Genomic DNA, 18,491 nt, shown 5'->3' on the forward strand with positions numbered 1-18,491 from the left:
TGATGGAAGACAACGACGCTCAAACGCAACTCAAGAAACGTGCTCGCCGGCGCCTGGTCGGTGCGGTTTTTTTCGTTTCCGTGGTGGCCCTTGTCCTGCCCATGATCATGGACCACGATCCGCGTCCGCCGGTGCAGGATGTGGAAATCAGCATTCCGGGTCAGGACGACAAGGCATTTGCCCCGCGTTTTGCTGCCGCACCGCAGGAAGGACCGGCGGAAAAGCTGCCCGCCGAGGATGCACCTGCAGCCCGCCCGGCTGACGCGGCACCCGCGCGAAGCGTTGATCCTGTGCGCGATACGCCGCTCAAGGCAGTTCCGGTCGAGAAGCCGGCAATCGAGAAGCTGCCGCCGGCGAAGACGCTTCCCAAACCTGTTGAAAAACCCGTCAAACCAGCAGAGAAACCTGAACCGACGCCACCTAAACCTGTTGCTAACGACGATGCCAAGCGGGCTGCTGCCATCCTGGCGGGGCAGGGACTCGCGCCCGCCCCGGCAGCTGCGGCTGGCGAACATCTGGTGCTGATCGGTGCATTCTCGAACCAAGCCAACGTGGTAACGATCAGGAAAAAACTGGGCGAGCAGGGAATCAAAACATTTACCGAGCCGCTGGATACCCCGCAAGGTAAGAAAATCCGCGTGCGGGCCGGGCCTTTTGCCAGTCGCGATGCGGCGGAAAAGGCGCTGGATAAAATGAAGCGCATTGGTGTTTCTGGTGTTGTCGCTGCCAAATAATGACGCTTTTTGACTATATCGCACTCACCATCATCGTGTTGTCGCTGGCTTTCGGCCTGTGGCGCGGTATGGTCAGCGAAATCATTGCACTGATTGCCTGGGGTCTGGGGATTTTTGCCGCATTCCAGTTCGGTAGCGAAGTCGGCGCTATGCTGCCCGGCGGTATCAATGATCCGACCTTGCGGGCACTGGTAGGCTGTGTGCTGGTATTTCTCGGCGTACTGATCGTCATGGCGATCATTCGCATCCTCATCGTCAAGGCCGTCAAGGCGCTTGGCTTGTCCGTTTCCGATCGCTTGCTCGGCATGTTTTTTGGCCTGGCCCGTGGTCTTCTCATAACGCTGGTGCTGGTCGCGCTCGGTGGCATGACCGCCGCGCCGACCCAACCTTGGTGGCGCGGTGCGACGCTGGCGCCACCTCTTGAAACAGCCGTGCTGGTGATGAAACCCATGTTGCCGCACGATTTGGCCAAACGAATTCGATTCAGTTAGTCAGGAAAAAACTATGTGCGGGATTCTCGGTGTCTTGGCGACCACGCCGGTCAATCAGTTGCTTTACGATGGTTTGATGGTGCTGCAGCATCGCGGCCAGGATGCAGCGGGTATTGCGACGGCGGAAGGTAATACCTTTCACCTGCACAAAGGCCCCGGCTTGGTGCGCGATGTGTTTCGCACGCGCAACATGCGGGCTTTGCCGGGCAACTGCGGTATTGGCCATGTCCGTTATCCGACCGCCGGTTCGGCCTACAATTTTGCTGAAGCGCAGCCGTTCTACGTCAATTCGCCGTTCGGCATCGTGCTCGGCCACAACGGCAACCTGACCAATGCCGAGCAGTTGAAGGGCGAGATGTTCCGCATGGATCGTCGCCACATCAATACCAATTCGGATTCCGAAGTCCTGCTCAATGTGCTGGCGCATGAGCTGCAGTCGGCGGCGCATGGCTACGAGCTCGATGTGGACAGCATTTTCCAGGCGGTGGCGGGCGTGCATCGCCGTTGCCGGGGGGCTTATGCTGTTGTTGCCATTATCGCCGGTTACGGTCTGCTGGCTTTCCGCGATCCGCACGGCATCCGTCCGCTGATTTACGGCAAGAACGAGACACCGGAAGGTACCGAGTACCTGATCGCTTCTGAATCGGTCGCGCTCGATACCCTGGGTTTCGAGGTGGTGCGCGATATCGAACCGGGCGAGGCAGTATTCGTTGATCTCAACCACAATCTGCACAGTCGGCAGTGCGCACAGCAGGCGATGTATGCGCCGTGTATTTTTGAATATGTCTATCTGGCTCGCCCGGACACCGTGATCGACGGCGTGCCGGTTTACGAAGCTCGTCTGGCGATGGGCGAACTGCTGGCTGAGAAGGTCAAACAGAATATTCCGGTCAACGAAATTGATGTGGTCATTCCCATTCCCGACTCCAGCCGGCCTTCCGCGATGCAACTGGCGCACGCGCTGAATATCCCGTTCCGTGAAGGGTTTGTGAAAAACCGCTATGTCGGCCGGACCTTCATCATGCCCGGTCAGGCCATGCGCAAGAAATCGGTGCGGCAGAAGTTGAATACTGTTGGCCAGGAATTCAAAGGCAAGCGGGTGTTGCTGGTCGATGACTCCATCGTACGCGGCACGACCAGCCGGGAAATTGTCGAAATGGCCCGTGCCGCCGGGGCGACCAAGGTGTATTTCGCCTCTGCCGCGCCCCCGGTGCGGTTCCCGAATGTCTACGGTATCGACATGCCGACGCGTGCCGAATTGATCGCCACCGGCCGGACGGATGCCCAGATCGCCGCTGAGATCGGTGCCGATGCCCTGGTCTATCAGGATCTGGAGGCCTTGAAGGAGTCGGTAACCCGGCTGCGCAGCGATCTGACGGTGTTCGACGCCTCCTGTTTCGACGGCCACTACATTACCGGTGATATCGACTCGTATTACCTCGACGCAGTGGAAGGCAAGCGTAACGGTAAGCCGTCCAAAAACGACGACGATGGCGACAACAGTTCTTCGGAACAAATGGTGCTCGGTCTGGGCAATAGCGGACAGAACTGATGACCGGCATGGAAAACTACCGTCCCGAAACCCTGGCGGTGCGTGCCGGCCAGGAACGAAGCCAGTTTGGCGAGCATTCCGAGGCGCTGTACCTGACCTCCAGCTTTGTTTTCCAGAGTGCGGCACAGGCAGCGAAGCGTTTTTCCGGTGAGGAAGAAGGGAATGTTTACGCCCGTTTTTCCAACCCGACCGTCACCATGTTCGAAGAGCGTCTGGCGGCGCTTGAAGGTGCCGAAGATTGCGTGGCCACGGCCAGCGGCATGTCGGCCATCATGGCGCTGTGCCTGGCGCACCTGAAGCAGGGCGACCACATCGTCGCGTCGAACAGCCTGTTTGGCGCGACCGTTCAGCTGTTCAACAACATCCTGTCGCGTACCGGCATCACGACGACTTTCGTCTCGCACACCGACCCCGCTGCATGGGAAGCGGCGATCCGTCCGGAAACGAAGCTGTTTTTCCTCGAAACCCCATCCAATCCGCTGACCGAAATTGCCGATATTCGGGCGTTGACCGCAATCGCGCACGCCAAGGGCATTCTGGTTGCCGTCGACAACTGTTTCTGCTCGCCGATCCTGCAAAAGCCGCTCGCAATGGGGGCTGATCTGGTCGTTCATTCGGCCACCAAATACATCGACGGCCAGGGCCGCGTGCTGGGCGGTGCCGTGTGCGGACCGAAGAAGCTGACCGACGAAGTCTTCAAGTACCTGCGCACCGCTGGCCCGACGCTGTCCGCGTTCAATGCCTGGGTGCTGCTGAAGGGACTGGAAACCCTGAAGATTCGTCTGGATGCGCAAGCTGCCGGGGCGGCGAAACTGGCCGCCTGGCTGGAAGCGCATCCGAAAGTCGCACGCGTCTTCTATCCCGGTTTGCCGTCGCATCCGCAATACGAACTGGCCAAAACCCAGCAGAAATCCGGCGGTGCCATCGTATCGTTTGAAGTGAAGGGCGGACGTGACGAAGCTTGGACCGTGGTCGACAATTGCCACTTGCTGTCCATCACCGCTAATTTGGGCGACACCAAGACCACGATTACCCATCCCGCTTCGACCACGCATGGCCGCATTACCCCGGAAGCACGGGCGGCGGCCGGTATCAATGAGGGCTTGTTGCGTATTGCGGTGGGCCTGGAAGCCGTGGAAGACTTGCAAGCCGACCTCGAGCGAGGGCTGGCGCGGATTGCCGGATGAAGCAGCTTATTTCGGTCGACCGACTGCAACCTGGCATTTTCATCTCGATCAGTGGCCTGGGCTGGCTGGAGCATCCGTTTCTGCTCAACCGGTTTCGCATTGCTGACGCTGAACAGATCAAGGTGCTGCGCAGCCTTGGTTTGAAGGAAATCGAATGGGACCCCGCGCGCAGCACGGCTCAGCCCCTGCCGGAGAAAGCGCCGGAAAGTGAACCGGAAGAAGATTTTTCTGCCGGGGTGATTGCCTCCATGCTGGACAGCAAGCGTGACCGTACCGAAAAAGTGCGCGCGCAGCGTGAAGGGCTGGCGCGTTGTGAGCGTTTATATGAGCAGGAAGCCACCGGCGTGGGCGACATCCTGAAGGCGCTGCACAGTCGGCCTGCGGAGTCGTTCAATCGGGCAAAGTCGACCATCGGTCGTCTGGTGGGCGGTCTGATCGGTAGCAAGAGCGTGGCTATCCATCTGGTCAACATGAAGGTCAAGGAAGCGGGCGTGGCACAACATGCGATGAACGTTTCGGTGCTTTCGCTGCTGCTTGGCAAAGAAGCGGGGCTGGACGAAGAACAACTGCGTCAGTTAGGTCTTGGGGCGCTGTTTCACGATATCGGCAAGGTGGATGTGCCGGCGCGTATCCTGCGCAATGCCAAGCGTACCGCTTCCGAAGAGCAGTTTTATCAGGCCCATGTCGGTTATGGCATCAAGCACGCTGCGGCGATGACCGAGTTGGCAGCAGGGGCCAGGAATATCATTGCCTGTCACCACGAGCGTTGGGATGGCAGCGGTTTTCCGAGTCGTTTGCTGGAAAGCAAGATTCCACGTCTGGCGCGCATCGTGGCGATTGCCAATCGTTACGACAATCTATGCAACCCGTTCGATTTAAGTACGGCAAAAACGCCGGGCGAGGCTGTGGCGTATTTGTTCAAGCATGAAGGCGCGTATTTTGACCCGGCCTTGCTGCAGATGTTTGTCCGGGCCGTGGGGGTTTATCCACCGGGTTGTTTCGTTGCCCTGGATGATGGAAGTATTGGTCTGGTGGTGGAAACCAACACCGGTGACCTGCTTCGTCCGCTGGTCATGCTGTATGATCCCGACGTCCCGCGCACCGAAGCTTTGTTGCTCGACCTGAGCGAAGCTAACACCAAGATAGAGAGCGCGCTCAATCCGGCCAAAATACCGCTGGCCGTCGTTGAGTACCTGGCGCCGCGCGGTCGGGTCGACTACTACATTGAAGGCGTCAACTGACCTTCACCGCCGAATTTTCGGCCATCAGAAGCAATTTCCGGAGTATTACATGCTGTTTTCCGAACTCGGCCTGAAGGCCGAACTTCAACGTGCCGTGGCCGAACAGGGCTACGACACGCCGACCCCCATTCAACAGCAAGCGATTCCCGCTGTGCTGGCTGGCCACGACCTGATGGCAACTGCCCAGACCGGCACCGGCAAAACCGCCGGTTTTACCTTGCCCATCCTGCATCGACTGGTTTCCGGCCCGAATGGCACAAGCAATGACCGCCTGACCCGCGTCGCCAAAACCCCGCGCGTTCTGGTGTTGACCCCAACCCGCGAACTGGCGATTCAGGTCGAGGAAAGTGTGCGGATCTACGGTAAGCATTTGCCGATCAATTCGCTGGCTGTGTTTGGCGGTGTCGGCATCAATCCGCAGATTGCCAATCTACGCCGCGGTGTCGATGTCCTGGTGGCAACGCCGGGTCGTCTGCTTGATCACGTGCAGCAGCGTACGGTCGACCTTTCGGCAATCGAGATTTTCGTCCTTGATGAAGCTGATCGCATGCTCGACATGGGTTTCATCCGCGATATTCGCAAGATCATCGCGCTGTTGCCGAAGCAACGGCAGAACCTGATGTTCTCGGCCACCTTCTCGCCGGAAATCCGTGAGTTGGCCAGCGGTTTGCTGAACAACCCGGTGTCGGTCGATGTGGCGCCGCGCAATACCTCGGCCGAAACCGTGACGCAGCGGGTCATCGAAACCGACCGCGAAAAGAAGAAGGAACTGCTTTGTCATCTGTTCGAGACGCGCGGTTGGCACCAAGTGCTGGTTTTTGCCCGTACCAAGCATGGTGCAGATGCGCTGGCGCGGACCTTGGACAAGGCCGGCATCAAGTCGGCGGCGATTCATGGTGACAAGTCGCAAGGCGCGCGTACTCGCGCCTTGTCCGATTTCAAGGATGGCAAACTGGTCGCGCTGGTCGCTACCGATATCGCCGCCCGTGGCATCGACATTGATGCCTTGCCCTACGTGATCAATTACGAACTGCCCAATGTGCCGGAAGATTACGTGCATCGGATTGGCCGGACCGGCCGTGCCGGCATGGAAGGTGAAGCACTGTCGCTGGTTTGCCACGACGAGCGCGGCAACCTGAAAGACATTGAAAAGCTGATCAAGCGCAGCATCGAGCGCGTCGTGATTCCCGGCTTCGAGCAATCCGCCCATGCGGTACCGCGTCCAGCCCAGCCGCCACGCGGCGCTCGCAAGCCGGCCCAGCCTGGTCGTGCGCCGGGGACAAAAACAGCCCAAAAGCCCGGTGGACCGCAACAACATCGCAGCGGCAGTCGGCATCGTTGATCCGCTTTCGCTCAACAGGCCTGTTTCCCCTGATTGTGGAAACGGGCTTGTTGGCGCCGGAAAAAACCACTACTGTTGAAGCTGTTGCCATAATTTCATATCGTTAACGCTGGTTTTTAAGGTGTTTTGGAGGTTGGGATGCCCCCCCCGCAGAAAATTCGTCTAGGTGACATGCTCATCGAGCAAGGCTTGCTCACCATGGAGCAGTTGAAGCTGGCGCTTGAAGAGCAAAAACGCACCGGTCGCAAACTGGGCCGGGTGTTTGTCGAAAGCGGTTACGTCACCGAAGAAGGTATTTCCAAAGCACTGGCGCATCAATTGCGTGCGCCCTTTGTCGATCTCCGCAATTTCACGCCTCGACCTGAACTGATCAAGCTCTTGCCGGAAGCACCAGCCCGTCGCTTTCGTGCGCTGATTCTCGATCAGTTGCCCGATGGTCGGCTACAAGTCGGCATGTCGGACCCGACCGATCTGCAGGCTTACGATGAAATCACCCGCGTCCTGAAGCGCGATATCGAACAGGCGGTGGTCACTGAGAGCCAGTTGCTTGGCCTGATTGATCGGGTTTACCACCGTGGTGAGCAGATTACTGGTCTGGCCAAGGAGTTGACCGCAGAATTGGGCGATACGCCCATCGAGTTCGGTGAATTGCTCGGCACGGCGCCGGGGGCCGAAGATGCGCCGGTGGTCAAACTGCTGCAAACCGTGTTTGAAGAAGCGGTTCGGCTACGCGCTTCCGACATTCATTTCGAACCACAGGAAAAGTCCCTGCGCATCCGTTTCCGGATCGACGGCGTGCTGCATATCCAGACCGAAGCCGATGCCAAGGTGTCGTCAGCCGTTGCGCTGCGCCTCAAACTGATGTCCGGCCTCGACATTTCCGAAAAACGCCTGCCGCAAGACGGGCGTTTTGGTATCAAGGTACGGGCCAATCCACTGGATGTCCGTATCTCGACCTTGCCGACCCAGTATGGCGAATCCATCGTCATGCGTTTGCTCAGCCAGAATACCGGCATGCTCGGGCTGGACAAGATGAACATGCCGCCGCGCGTGCTGGAGCGTTTCCGTCATGCGCTGAAACGGCCAAGTGGCATGGTGCTGGTCACCGGTCCGACCGGCTCGGGTAAAACGACAACGCTGTATGCCGCGCTGAACGAACTGAACAGTCCAGAGAAAAAGCTGATTACCGTCGAAGACCCGGTTGAATACCGCTTGCCCGGCCTGAACCAGGTGCAGGTGCATGAAAAAATCGACCTCTCCTTCGCCCGCGTCCTGCGTACCGTGCTGCGTCAGGATCCGGACATCGTGTTGATCGGCGAAATGCGCGATCAGCAGACGGCAGAAATCGGCATGCGTGCCGCCATGACTGGCCACTTGGTCTTGTCTACACTGCACACCAACGACGCCATGTCCACGCCAATTCGCCTGCTCGATATGGGCGTGCCGCGTTACATGGTCGCCTTGTCGGTGCACATGATCGTCGCGCAGCGTCTGGTTCGCGTCATTTGCGCCAATTGCAGCGAGCGTTACATGCCAACGCCGAATGAACACGAATGGCTGCGCTATGAACTGGGGGGTGAAGCCGATCAGCACACTTACCAACATGGCCGCGGCTGTGCCCACTGCGCTAATACGGGTTATCAGGGACGGAGCGGGGTTTATGAATTCCTCGAAATGAGCGATGCGCTGGTCGAAGCGATCAACGATGATGACCCCAGTGTCTTCATGCGTGCGGCGCGTGAGCAAATGGCCGGTGAAACCCTGCGTCGCGACGCAGTTCGACTTGTGCTTGCCGGTAAAACCACCATTGCCGAAGCCATGCGCATCAGTAATCAGTTCGAGGAATAATCGGCCGTGGCCAATTTTGCCTACAAGGGTCGCGATGGTGCCGGCAAGGCGGTAGAAGGGGTGCTGGAAGGCATCAACTCCGGTGCCGTCGCCGATCAACTTGTCGGGCGCGGTATTACGCCCTTGTCGATCAAGGAAACCCGGGCCAAGGCAGCGAATGCTCCCTCCGGGGGCATCGAGATCAAACTGTTCGCGCCACGTGTCCAGCATATCGATATCCTGTTTTTCTCCCGCCAGTTGCATACCCTGCTCAAAGCCGGTGTGCCGATCATGCGGGGCTTGGCCGGGCTGCAGGAATCGGCGATCAATCCGGCAATGGCCGAAGTCATCCGGGATGTGCGGGAAAGCCTGGAGGGAGGGCGCGAATTGTCCGTTTCCCTGGCCCGCCATCCGAAGGTGTTTACGCCCTTTTATGTCTCCATGGTCCGCGTTGGCGAGGCTACCGGCCTGCTCGACGAGATTTTCCTGCGGCTGTATGAACACATGGAGTTCGAGCGTTTCATGCGTGAGCAGGTCAAATCTGCCCTGCGCTACCCGATGTTCGTGGTGATCGCCATGGCGGTTGCGATTGTGGTCGTCAATATGTTCGTGATCCCGGCCTTCGCCAAGGTATTTGAAGGTTTTGGTGCCGAATTGCCGTTGATGACCAAAATCCTGCTGGGCTTCTCCAATTTCATGGTCGCTTGGTGGCCGGCGATGCTGGTCGGTTTGATCGGCTGTATCCTCGCCTTCCGGGCTTGGGTGGGGACGCGTAATGGGCGCATGCAATGGGAGGCCATTGCACTGCGCATCCCGATTGCCGGAAAGATTCTGCACAAAGCTGCGATGTCGCGCTTTGCTCGCAGTTTTGCCCTCGGTGCGCGTAGTGGGGTGCCCTTGATGCAGGCGCTCAGCAACTCGGCGCAAACCGTCGATAACACCTATATCGGCGGCAAGATCGAAGGCATGCGCGATAACGTTGAACGCGGTGAGAGCGTCTTGCGCGCGGCGATCAGTTCCGGGTTTTTCTCTCCCATCGTGTTGCAGATGATTGCCGTGGGTGAAGAATCCGGCGCACTGGACGACATGATGGACGAAGTGGGCCAGATGTATCAGCGCGAAGTCGAGTACGAATTGAAAACCCTGGGCCAGCAGATCGAACCGATCCTGATCGTCTCGCTCGGCATCATGGTGTTGATCCTGGCGCTCGGCATCTTCCTGCCGATGTGGGATCTCGGTAAAGTCGCAACCAAGCGTTAATCGACCATGCGGCGCTACCTCGAATCCGCAGTCATGATCCTTGTGATAGGTACTCTGGTCATGGTGCTGTTCAGTTCGCTGAACTCGGCGCGCGACGATATGGAAGAGGCCACCGTTCAGGGCGTCGCGCAGTCGATTCGTACCCAGTTGATGGAAGCGGTCGCCCACCGTGAGACGTTTGGTGGTCAGTTGCCGGCGAGTGATAACCCGATGGACTGGGTCCAGGCGAAGCCGGCGAATTACCTTGGTGCGGTCGACCGCATGCCGGAGGAAAAAAGCGTCTGGTATTACGACGCCAATTCCAGAGTCTTGATTTATGGATACCGTGATGGACGCACGGCCCGATTTCAGCTCAGCCGTGCCGCGCGCGCAGCCGGTGTGCGCGGTGTCATGTCGGGGATCGGGCTGGTTCGCCTGGAGACAAGTCAATGAAAAAGCTTGATCAGGCAGCGGATTGAATTAAGTACTTGAGAAATAACCTTAGCATGGCTACATTAATGAGCTTGCGCAGCGTAGGGTAAATATGTCAATTCAACACACACCGTCCAGCACAGACCAGCAACGTGGTTTCACGTTGATCGAACTGATCGTTGTCGTGATTATCCTCGGCATCCTTGCCGCAGTGGCGTTGCCGCGTTTCATTGATCTCCAGCGCGATGCGCGCATTGCCAAACTGCAGTCGGCGCGTGGCGCAGTCTCTGCTGCGGCATCGCTGGTTCACGCCACTACGCTGTCCCGCGGTAGCGTCGCCGATGTCGCCGCGTGCCCAGGTGGCGGCGGTACTGCCAATAACGATAATAATGCTGCCAGCGGCGGCACGGTATGTACCGAAAACGGTCTGATCTACATGGCCTACGGTTACCCGGCTGTCACTGGTTTTGGCGGCAATCCCGGCATTTTGTCTATGGCCGGTTTAACGGGTATTTTCAACCCGACCGAACTCGAATTAAAGGCCGAAGGCTATACCTATGCCGGTGGCGGCAATGTCGCAACCTTCAGCGTGGTTGGCGCGACCAATCCGGCCAGTTGTTTCTTTACCTACACCCAACCGACCGCGGCCCGTTCTGCTGCGACGATCAGTGGGCTGACGGTATCGGGTTGTTGATTTTTAAATTTTAATAAGGAGCAGGTAATGAAGGCGAGACAAGCGGGTTTTACCCTGATCGAACTGATCGTTGTGATCGTGATTCTGGGTATTTTGGCAGCGACGGCATTGCCGAAGTTTACCGATTTAGGGAGTGATGCACGTAAATCCGTACTGGATAGTGTCCAAGGAGCGGCCCTTTCAGCAGCCAATATGGCTTACGCAAAAGCCCTTGTTGCTGGTGCCGATGTGACCGCTGCATCCGGTGCAACAGCGACGATTAATAGTGTTTCAGTTGCTCTGGTTTACGGATATCCTGCGGCAGCTGCGATACATGGACTATTGCAGGATGCTGGTGGTGCTACGTTTGCTGCTGGTACTTGGACTCTGAAAACGAATTGCACGCTAACGTATGTTGTGCCCACCGCTGCTGGTAGTACCCCAACCTTTACTCGCGTAGATACTGGTTGTTAAGACGTCAGACAGAAAACAGTGGGCGGGGCTATATTCCGCTCACGTAGGAAATAGGGGACCTGCCCCTGTTTCCAAAAAAGGTGAGGCGGAGATTCCTCCTCGCCTTTTTCACGTTCAGCGTTTCCAGTTTTTCCAGAATATTGCGGTCGACCGCAAAAAATCCCTAAAAATCGCAGCATTTTTCTTCTGCGGGAACGCGTCGATTCCTCGTCAATCAGCGCTCAAACCAGCGTCCATCAATTTCAAATTGCACGATCTGGGTCTCACACGTTCTGGCGCGTATGGGTTTCCCGATATTTTTTTCGAGTGCTTTTTGTGCCGGACTGGCTTTGGCGCAGCCCTGGCGGCCAGCGTCGGGATGGCAGCGCATCAGCAGGAAGCGCCATTTTTTATCTTCGAGCAGGTAATAGCCGGAACCGGCGAGAGCGACACGGCCGTTGATTTCCGGTAATTGGCTGTTTGCCGAAGCGCAGGCACGGCGTTTTTCCTGTTCCGTATTCTGTTTTTGACCAAACAGGAAAGGGAAGACCAGAACGCCGATCAAAGGGATGCCAAACAGCAGGGTGAGGTGTGTTTTATTCATCGCTCCGGATAAGGTAAAGCCTGTTTTTCTTTTGATCGGCCCTTACTCGGGGGCAATACTGGTCGCTACTGTCTGCAGGACACGTTCGACATAGCCGGCCGACGTGACGGCAGTGGCGTTGGGACAAGCGCCACCTGTCGGCATGTTGCAGGCCGTTGCGGTGATGTTGTAGACAGTTAGCTTCTTTGGGACGCCCGGCGTACTTTCGCCTTCGTGGAACTCGCTTGAAGGCGTGCATCTGATGCTGACAACAAAACCCGTATCGCTAGTCAGGTCACGATGCCAGGTTGCGGTGGCGGCGCATTCATTATTCCGCAGCGCGCGATACAAGCCTTCTTCCAGGCCGCTGCGTGCGGCGGCCAGTGCGCGCACTGACAGCACGTCCTGGGCTGAGGTCATGTGCTGTATCGAGCCGAAGCGCGTCATGGCTGCGGCCAGTGCTGCCAGGATGACGAGAACGATGATCGCCATGACGGCGCCGAACCCACGTTGTCTGGATAGGTTTGCCGTGTGTTTCATGGGATGTTGCTCACATGGGCGCCGAAGGCGAGGTTGACGCTTTCCTCGGCATCGGTCAGGGTGATTTCCATCCATACCAGCCCGTTCTGCTGCGTGCCGCCGTTGGCCGAGTAGACGAAGTTGCAGGATGCGACTTTATCGGCCAGTACCGGGGCGCCAGCGACAGCCGGGCAACTATTGGGTGTGGTCGTGCCTAATTCACGTTCGACACGATACAGAATGCCAGTGCCTCGGCCGTTGGTGGTGCCGGCACCTGAGCAGACAAAGGCTACTGAGCCGCTGGCCGGTACAACCGAGAAACGGCCCATGTCGTAACCGAGTGCCGATGCCAGCGAGCCGTTGCCCAGGCCGATGCGGTGCGTGCCGAAGGCATTGGTTGCGGGCAGTGTGGTGAAGCTGCTGATCTCTCGGCGATTGGTTCCGCTATAAACCTGTGCGGGCTCCTGATTGCCGATAACCACAAAGTCGCCAACCGCAGGCGTAACAGATTGGGACAGTTGCAGAACATCGAAGGCTTGTTTCAGTGTCGCTGCCGTCAAGTCCAGCGCACACGATTCGGTTGTGTTCGGACAGGTGAGGCCGGCGTTTTCACGTGGCGTACCGTCGTCGTCGAGATGTGCGGCCATGCGGAAACGTCCACCGGCCCTGCTCGGGACGAACTCAACGCAGCTACCGTCGTGTTCCAGAATTGAATTGGGCACGGCGCCACGAATTTCCCGGGCCATGCGCCGTACTGTTGTATCTGCCGTATCGGCCAGTGCCGCCCGGCGCAGTGTCGCGAAATAGCTGTCTACGGCCGGTTTGAAGAACACGGTCACCGATCCGGCGAGGATGCCTGTCAAAACGATGACAACGATCAGTTCGATGAGCGTGAAGCCGCGTTGCCAATTCATCGCGTTGGCTTGTCCTTTTGTCATTGTGCCCAGCCTGTTCGCCAACTGATCAAGGACACGCTTTCATTGGCGTTACGCTGAACGGTTACAGTGATTTTCTTCGATGTTTCACCGGTAAGCTCCATACCAAGCGTGGCATCGTCAACAGCGACACTGACGCTGTAGCCGCTCAGGATGGTATTACCCTCAAGATCGCAGATCGGCTGGCTGTTATAGGCGGCAAAATCACCAATGTCGTCGAATGCCTCCCGCACACATCCCGTGCCAGTGCCTGTTCCAGCGGTGTAAGGAAGCAGCATCACCTCATCGAGCATTCCTTCGGCGATGGCCAGCAACTGCTTTTGCACCATCGGATCGGCGCTGGCCCGGACATTGGTGTTGAACACCGAGAGCACGCCCGCCAGACCGACGGCGATGATGACGATGGCGACGATCAGCTCGATCAGGGTCATGCCGGATTGGTGGTGCTTATTCGACATGACCGGTCTCCGCCCATAAGGTGAGCTTGTATTCTCCACCGCCAATCAAAAATTCGTATTTTTGCGAGTTGTTACCGGTCACCTGGCCGGAGGGCTGGATCACCAGTGTTGCCGGTGTGACCGACAGGCTGACGCCGGGAACACTAACGGTTGCGGCGCCACCGGGAATGCTCAACGTCTGGTTGCAGCCGTTGGCTGGGTGCGCATCGGCAATTTGAAGCGCAAGGACATCGCCGGCAACGCTGATGCAGACATTGCGTCGATGGCTGACCGCCGTCTTTTGTGCAAAACGCAGAGCAGCAGCGACTTCGTCACGCAACTGTACGATACGAAATTCGTTGGAGCCGCTCAGTCGCGGTAGCACCGTGACCGACAGAATGCCGAGCAGCACAATGACGATCACCAGTTCAACCATCGTGAAACCCTGCATGAGACGCAGGGATGCGGTGGGATGGCGCATTAATACAACTCCCTCGTATGCACCGTCCGCCGTGATTCGGCCGGGTAGATACCGAAAGTGACCTTGGCGCAGGGATCGCCGGGGTTTTGTAGCCAGGGCATCGTTGCCAGATTGGCGCAGACATCGGCCGAGCCTTGGCTGATTGCGCTGAAGCGAACCTGCCAGGGGCCAACTGCACCACTGGTGTTCAGGGTCGGCGTCGCCTTGTTCGGTGAGACGGTGAAGAGGGCTGTCGTCGGCAGCGTACAGGTGTCGTTGACGGCGATCCAGCTATTGCCGCTCCAGTATTGGGTTCGCACGGCCATTGGTGGCGGGTTGGCGACGGTACCAAAGGCATTGCTCAGGCGCAGGCGGCCGGAACGAAGCAGGGTAGTTCCTTCGCTGCCGGTTGCCGATGAGACGCCATCGCTATCCACGGTGCGAACCTTTATGGTTGATGGTGCGGTCAACTTGTTAGTGAAGGTAAATTTCACATCGCTGGCCGGATTGATGGTGCCGCTGGAAAATTTGTCAGCCGTGACCGAAGCAGGGGCAAAACTGCCCGCATTAGTGTTCGCGTCCGACAGGGTCAGGTCGCGCGCCCAGTTACCTGCGTAATTTTCGGTAAGGTGATTAAACAGATCTAGTGCACTGACCTTGATTTTGAAAAACTGGCCGGAGTAAGTGAAGTCACTGCATCCTTGAGTGATTTCAGTATTGAAGCGAGCCGGGATGAAGCGGCCGATCAGTGAGCCGCTGCCAGCGATGGCGGGAATCGTCGTGCCCAGATACGGACCGCTGGCAGTGAAACGGAAGGCCCCGGTATCGTCAATGCGCAAATTATTGATCGACTCATCGTTATCCGGCATGTTGAACTTTGGTGGGTCGGTCGGGATGGCGCCAGTGCTGTCGAGGAAATTTGCATTTTGGTCCAGCGATGCATCGCCTTTTTCTACCTGAAGTTCGAGGTCTGCGGCAACGAAACCTTTGGCCAATGCATTGTTGCCCAGATTGGCATTCGCATCACCGATCCCGTCCCCATTGGCGTCATCGGCAGCTTGCCAGCAAACAGCTTTGGCACGTAACGCAAAAGGCTCCCCTGCGACTGCGTACTTGGCGCAGTCTGATGCCGGAGTTGTAGTGCATGTGCCGCTGTCGGCGGTAATCCAGATGGCGAAGGGGCGGAAGGTTGTTATCACTTCACCGTTACGATTCTCGCCAGCATCGCCTGTGGCAGTGCTGCCAGTGTATTGGGCTGATAGCTTGATCTTGCCTGCTGAGGCGTAGCCAAGATTACTCAAAGTCGCTATGCCGCTCCCATTGAAGCTGAGATTGATACCGTTGCCGGTACCTGGGTCGGTGCTTGGTAGATTGGTTCCATTCAGGGTGACGGGGTCGCTGCCTGTTGTCGGTGTGTCGTAGTTGAACCATAGACGAATTTTTTTTGTCTTGTTGTTCCAATTGGCGCTACCGCAGCTTTCGGCTTTCAGTGTCCAGTTTTCCGTCCGTGCGCACATTCGGTCGCCACTGGGCGGGATGAAGCTGAGCTGAGCCCCGGAGGAAGAAAAGGTCATCTGGCAGTTACTGATACTGCCATCGCTGCGTTTGCACACTAGCGGATTCGGCGCGGTTGGGGTGCCGCTGGCGCCAAGGGTTACCGTACTGTTGGCGGTATGTGACAGCTGTACTGTCGCACTGCCACCTGTAAAAACAACCTGGTTGGCTTCGACGCCGGTTCCTAGCCAGTTGCTTGATGCACTTGCCGGTGTAAGGCTGAGTGTTACCGAACCCGTATAAAGTGTGTTGCAGGCTGCATCAGAACAGGCCTTGAGCGTGATGTCGCTGGGGCTGCAAGTCAGGCCTGTGGCCGGGTGATGGATCTCGATGTGGTGCAGGTTGACCGCTGTTGTGACGAAATTATCGGAAAAAACGACGATGCCGGCGCGTTCGGCGATGTTGTGCGTGCGGTTTTTATCGTAGTTCGTGCTACCCGTCCGGACCTCGTCGACCGCTAAGGAAATTCGCTTCGATTCGTTGGTCAGATTTTCAGTACAGCGTCGGAACCAGCCGCCATCGTCATCGCCGCCTGTGCCGGCATCACCCTCCCGAGTATTGGGGGTGGCCAGCGGAATCGGGCGGAAAGGTTGACCGTTGCGCAGCCATTGAGAGGAGTAATTGATTGTGCTGCAAGCATTCCAGCCTTTGACGACGGCTGCTGAACGAATGATTTCGTAATCAATCGTTTTGGTGCCTGCGATGAATGACTTTCGTCCATTGCTTGGCTCGGCAGAGAAGTAGGCCATGGTTTCTGGAGTATTGATTGAGCCGGTCGTGGTTTCCGAGCGTTCGAGCGCAATCTGCATGCTACCGGGAAGAACGTTGGAAATAACGCTGGTTAGCCAGGGTTGCGAGGGGGTGCTGGGAACATTGCCGGTTTCGTTATTCATAGTCTGAACCTGAGCTAGAACAGCCGGGTTAGTCGTGAATCCCGATTGAAAAGCAAGATATTCCCATTCTTTAGTACCACGGGATTGCTGAGCTTTTGTAATTGGAAAGGCGCATGCTTCGAGTTTGTGCCCATCGGGCAGGACAAAGCGTCCAGCTTCAATGGCAAGGAAGTTAACTGCCATGGCAACGTGCGGACCATCTTCGCCTTGGGGTTCGAGTGTCATGATTTCAAACCCCGATTTGGTGACGTTTCGAATGCGGTGTGCTCCTGCATTGTCGCCATCATCAGTCGGCAAGGTGAAAACTAGCGGCGGTACGGTGAAGGATTGGGTGAAATTGACGACAGTCGGTGTTTTTTTTGCGTAGGTATCGATTAGCGTCAGTGCTCCCACCTCCATTTTCGGGGTGCCGTTGATAACCGGACTGCTCGCACAAGCGAGTGCGACGATGTAAACCTCGCCAGTAAAATTACCGTTGTTGTTTCCTGTGCCACCCAATGGTGTGCTGCCATTTTTGATCGAGTCGTTATCAACCAGATTCAGCCCTAGCTTGCCGGTTTTGCTGCCGGTAAAGGCGCTAACTTGCCAGGTGGTCCCTGAGCCGGTAACACTCAGGATGGAGTGACCCGTGACACCATCGCTTGCCGCCAACTGAAAGTCTGTAGCGTCAACGCCGCTGACTGGTGCGCTGAAGGTAACGGTCCATGAGATATTTGAACCGACAAAGGCTGGGTCAGGTTGGTTTCGGGAGATTGAAACGACCTCAACTTTAGTATTGGAATTGTCTTTGCTGTCGTTCTGCCAATTGCTTTCATTCCATGCACAGCCGCCATCGGGGATTCTGGCAAAGTTTCTCTGGCCGTTGTTGCTACGTTGCAGGATGTTGCAACTGTTGGCCAACTGGCATTGTTGTGCGGTGGCCGATTGCAAGGTGTGGGCACTCAAGTCCATGCCGACCCGGAAGTAGTCGACGAGTTTGCCTGTGTTGTCCTTCAGCAGGTAATCGGTGAGTTGCTCATGAAAGCCCAACGAGAACGAAATCACCACGAATTGTCCGTCCGCAGCTGGAGAATAGGAGAAAGTCTTGGTCTCACACACCTGATTGAAGTTGTTTCCCTGTTTTTCCAGAGAGCAGGCGGTGAGTGTCCAGTTGCTGAAGGCAACTTGATTCTTGGCGTAAATTTCGACCCAGTTGTCCTTGGTGTTCGCTTCGTTGATGTAAAAGCTTCCCCGGGAGCTTGAACAAGTTGATGGTGTGCATTTGGGATGTGACGGCGAGCAGGTTCCATAAACCGCGCTTGTGTCCTGAATGTCCAAGGCACTATTCCAGTTGCCAGCAGTGACATTGCCGTAAACCGTGGTGGAACTTTTCAGGGTGACTACATTGCCGCTGGTGATGGAAACCGTGCTGTCCGGTGTTCCCAGGCTGCTATTGGTGACGTTGATTGGCGTTGTGGCGGTGTTCAGGCTACCGTTGGGCATGCTGACATTGGTCAGATTAATGCCGTTGCCAATAATGGCAACAGGGAGTGCGCCTGTGCCGAGCGTGCTGTTGGTAACAGTCACGGCAACGTTCGTGCCGGTGATATTGCCGCTTTGCAAGGTGACTCCGCTCAGGATGATGCCACTGCCACCGCTGGTCGAAAAATTTCCGGAAATGGTGCCGCCGGTGATCGTGAGGGTGCTGCTCGCACTGCTGGCGCCGCCGCTCAGGTTGGTGTTGGTGGTGCTGACGGCGCAGCAACCAGACGAAACCAGCCCCTGGACCGAGCCTCCGTTCAAGGTGATGCCACCATTGCTGTTGCTTACCGTGCCGCTCACCGTTGTGCCAGACAGTTGTAGATTGCCGCTGGTGTTTTTAACGTTGCCGTATATGTAGCTGGTGCCAGCCGCCTGCAGGCCACCGTAATTGTTCTCCAGATTGACGGAGACGCTCCCT

The 18,491-nt window shown here is 57.2% G+C and carries 18 protein-coding genes; 12 read left to right on the top strand and 6 right to left on the bottom strand.

The features are described from left to right. The first annotated feature begins 2 nt into the window (after nt 1-2). From RCI20_RS06155 to RCI20_RS06205, 11 genes are all read left to right on the top strand, one after another. The gene (locus RCI20_RS06155; protein WP_306603691.1) at nt 3-734 is read left to right on the top strand and encodes an SPOR domain-containing protein; all 732 of its coding nucleotides are present in this window, start codon (nt 3-5) and stop codon (nt 732-734) included. Next, a complete protein-coding gene (locus tag RCI20_RS06160; RefSeq protein ID WP_306603692.1) occupies nt 734-1,225 on the top strand; it encodes a CvpA family protein in 492 nt (163 codons plus the stop codon). Before RCI20_RS06155 ends, RCI20_RS06160 begins: the two co-directional genes overlap by 1 nt. Before the next feature lie 13 nt (nt 1,226-1,238). Then, complete coding sequence (gene purF / locus RCI20_RS06165) at nt 1,239-2,777, top strand: amidophosphoribosyltransferase (protein ID WP_306603693.1); 1,539 nt, start codon at nt 1,239-1,241, stop codon at nt 2,775-2,777. Beyond that, the gene (locus RCI20_RS06170) at nt 2,777-3,964 is read left to right on the top strand and encodes an O-succinylhomoserine sulfhydrylase (RefSeq protein WP_306603694.1); all 1,188 of its coding nucleotides are present in this window, start codon (nt 2,777-2,779) and stop codon (nt 3,962-3,964) included. The genes purF and RCI20_RS06170 overlap by 1 nt, the downstream gene beginning before the upstream one ends. Continuing rightward, entirely contained in the window at nt 3,961-5,205 is a 1,245-nt protein-coding gene (locus RCI20_RS06175; protein ID WP_306603695.1) for an HD-GYP domain-containing protein, read from the top strand. Before RCI20_RS06170 ends, RCI20_RS06175 begins: the two co-directional genes overlap by 4 nt. 49 nt (nt 5,206-5,254) lie before the next feature. After that, a complete protein-coding gene (locus RCI20_RS06180) occupies nt 5,255-6,547 on the top strand; it encodes a DEAD/DEAH box helicase (RefSeq protein WP_306603696.1) in 1,293 nt (430 codons plus the stop codon). A gap of 138 nt (nt 6,548-6,685) precedes the next feature. Beyond that, nucleotides 6,686-8,395, top strand: coding sequence for a GspE/PulE family protein (locus RCI20_RS06185; protein ID WP_306603697.1), 1,710 nt, complete (start codon nt 6,686-6,688; stop codon nt 8,393-8,395). 6 nt (nt 8,396-8,401) lie between these two features. Next, nucleotides 8,402-9,634 (top strand): type II secretion system F family protein, encoded by a 1,233-nt coding sequence (locus tag RCI20_RS06190; RefSeq protein ID WP_306603698.1) that lies wholly within the window; start codon nt 8,402-8,404, stop codon nt 9,632-9,634. A 33-nt stretch (nt 9,635-9,667) separates the two neighbouring features. Next, on the top strand, nt 9,668-10,066 hold the full coding sequence (locus RCI20_RS06195; protein ID WP_306603699.1) for a hypothetical protein: 399 nt from the start codon (nt 9,668-9,670) through the stop codon (nt 10,064-10,066). Nucleotides 10,067-10,157: 91 nt separating this feature from the next. Further along, entirely contained in the window at nt 10,158-10,739 is a 582-nt protein-coding gene (locus tag RCI20_RS06200) for a type II secretion system protein (protein WP_306603700.1), read from the top strand. Between the two features lie 27 nt (nt 10,740-10,766). Further along, entirely contained in the window at nt 10,767-11,192 is a 426-nt protein-coding gene (locus RCI20_RS06205) for a Tfp pilus assembly protein FimT/FimU (protein ID WP_306603701.1), read from the top strand. A gap of 214 nt (nt 11,193-11,406) precedes the next feature. Here the strand turns inward: RCI20_RS06205 and RCI20_RS06210 are convergent, their stop codons facing one another. The 6 genes from RCI20_RS06210 to RCI20_RS06235 are packed head-to-tail and all read right to left on the bottom strand — an operon-like array spanning nt 11,407 to nt 18,154. Then, complete coding sequence (locus tag RCI20_RS06210; RefSeq protein ID WP_306603702.1) at nt 11,407-11,775, bottom strand: hypothetical protein; 369 nt, start codon at nt 11,773-11,775, stop codon at nt 11,407-11,409. A gap of 42 nt (nt 11,776-11,817) precedes the next feature. Further along, nucleotides 11,818-12,294: a hypothetical protein gene (locus tag RCI20_RS06215; protein WP_306603703.1), complete on the bottom strand. Its 477-nt coding sequence runs from the start codon at nt 12,292-12,294 to the stop codon at nt 11,818-11,820. Further along, nucleotides 12,291-13,211 carry a type II secretion system protein J gene (locus RCI20_RS06220; RefSeq protein ID WP_306603704.1) on the bottom strand — a complete coding sequence of 307 codons (921 nt, stop codon included), beginning with the start codon at nt 13,209-13,211 and terminating at the stop codon, nt 12,291-12,293. The genes RCI20_RS06215 and RCI20_RS06220 overlap by 4 nt, the downstream gene beginning before the upstream one ends. Further along, nucleotides 13,208-13,666 carry a prepilin-type N-terminal cleavage/methylation domain-containing protein gene (locus RCI20_RS06225; RefSeq protein WP_306603705.1) on the bottom strand — a complete coding sequence of 153 codons (459 nt, stop codon included), beginning with the start codon at nt 13,664-13,666 and terminating at the stop codon, nt 13,208-13,210. The genes RCI20_RS06220 and RCI20_RS06225 overlap by 4 nt, the downstream gene beginning before the upstream one ends. Next, nucleotides 13,656-14,126: a prepilin-type N-terminal cleavage/methylation domain-containing protein gene (locus RCI20_RS06230; protein WP_306603706.1), complete on the bottom strand. Its 471-nt coding sequence runs from the start codon at nt 14,124-14,126 to the stop codon at nt 13,656-13,658. Before RCI20_RS06230 ends, RCI20_RS06225 begins: the two co-directional genes overlap by 11 nt. Next, nucleotides 14,126-18,154 (bottom strand): DUF6701 domain-containing protein, encoded by a 4,029-nt coding sequence (locus RCI20_RS06235; protein WP_306603707.1) that lies wholly within the window; start codon nt 18,152-18,154, stop codon nt 14,126-14,128. The genes RCI20_RS06230 and RCI20_RS06235 overlap by 1 nt, the downstream gene beginning before the upstream one ends. A 16-nt stretch (nt 18,155-18,170) precedes the next feature. On the opposite strand from RCI20_RS06235, the gene RCI20_RS06240 reads away from it, so the two are divergent. After that, nucleotides 18,171-18,431, top strand: a complete 261-nt coding sequence (locus RCI20_RS06240; protein ID WP_306603708.1) for a hypothetical protein — start codon at nt 18,171-18,173, stop codon at nt 18,429-18,431. Nucleotides 18,432-18,491 lie beyond the last annotated feature (60 nt).

This window comes from Azonexus sp. (assembly GCF_030824335.1).
GTDB lineage: Bacteria > Pseudomonadota > Gammaproteobacteria > Burkholderiales > Rhodocyclaceae > Azonexus.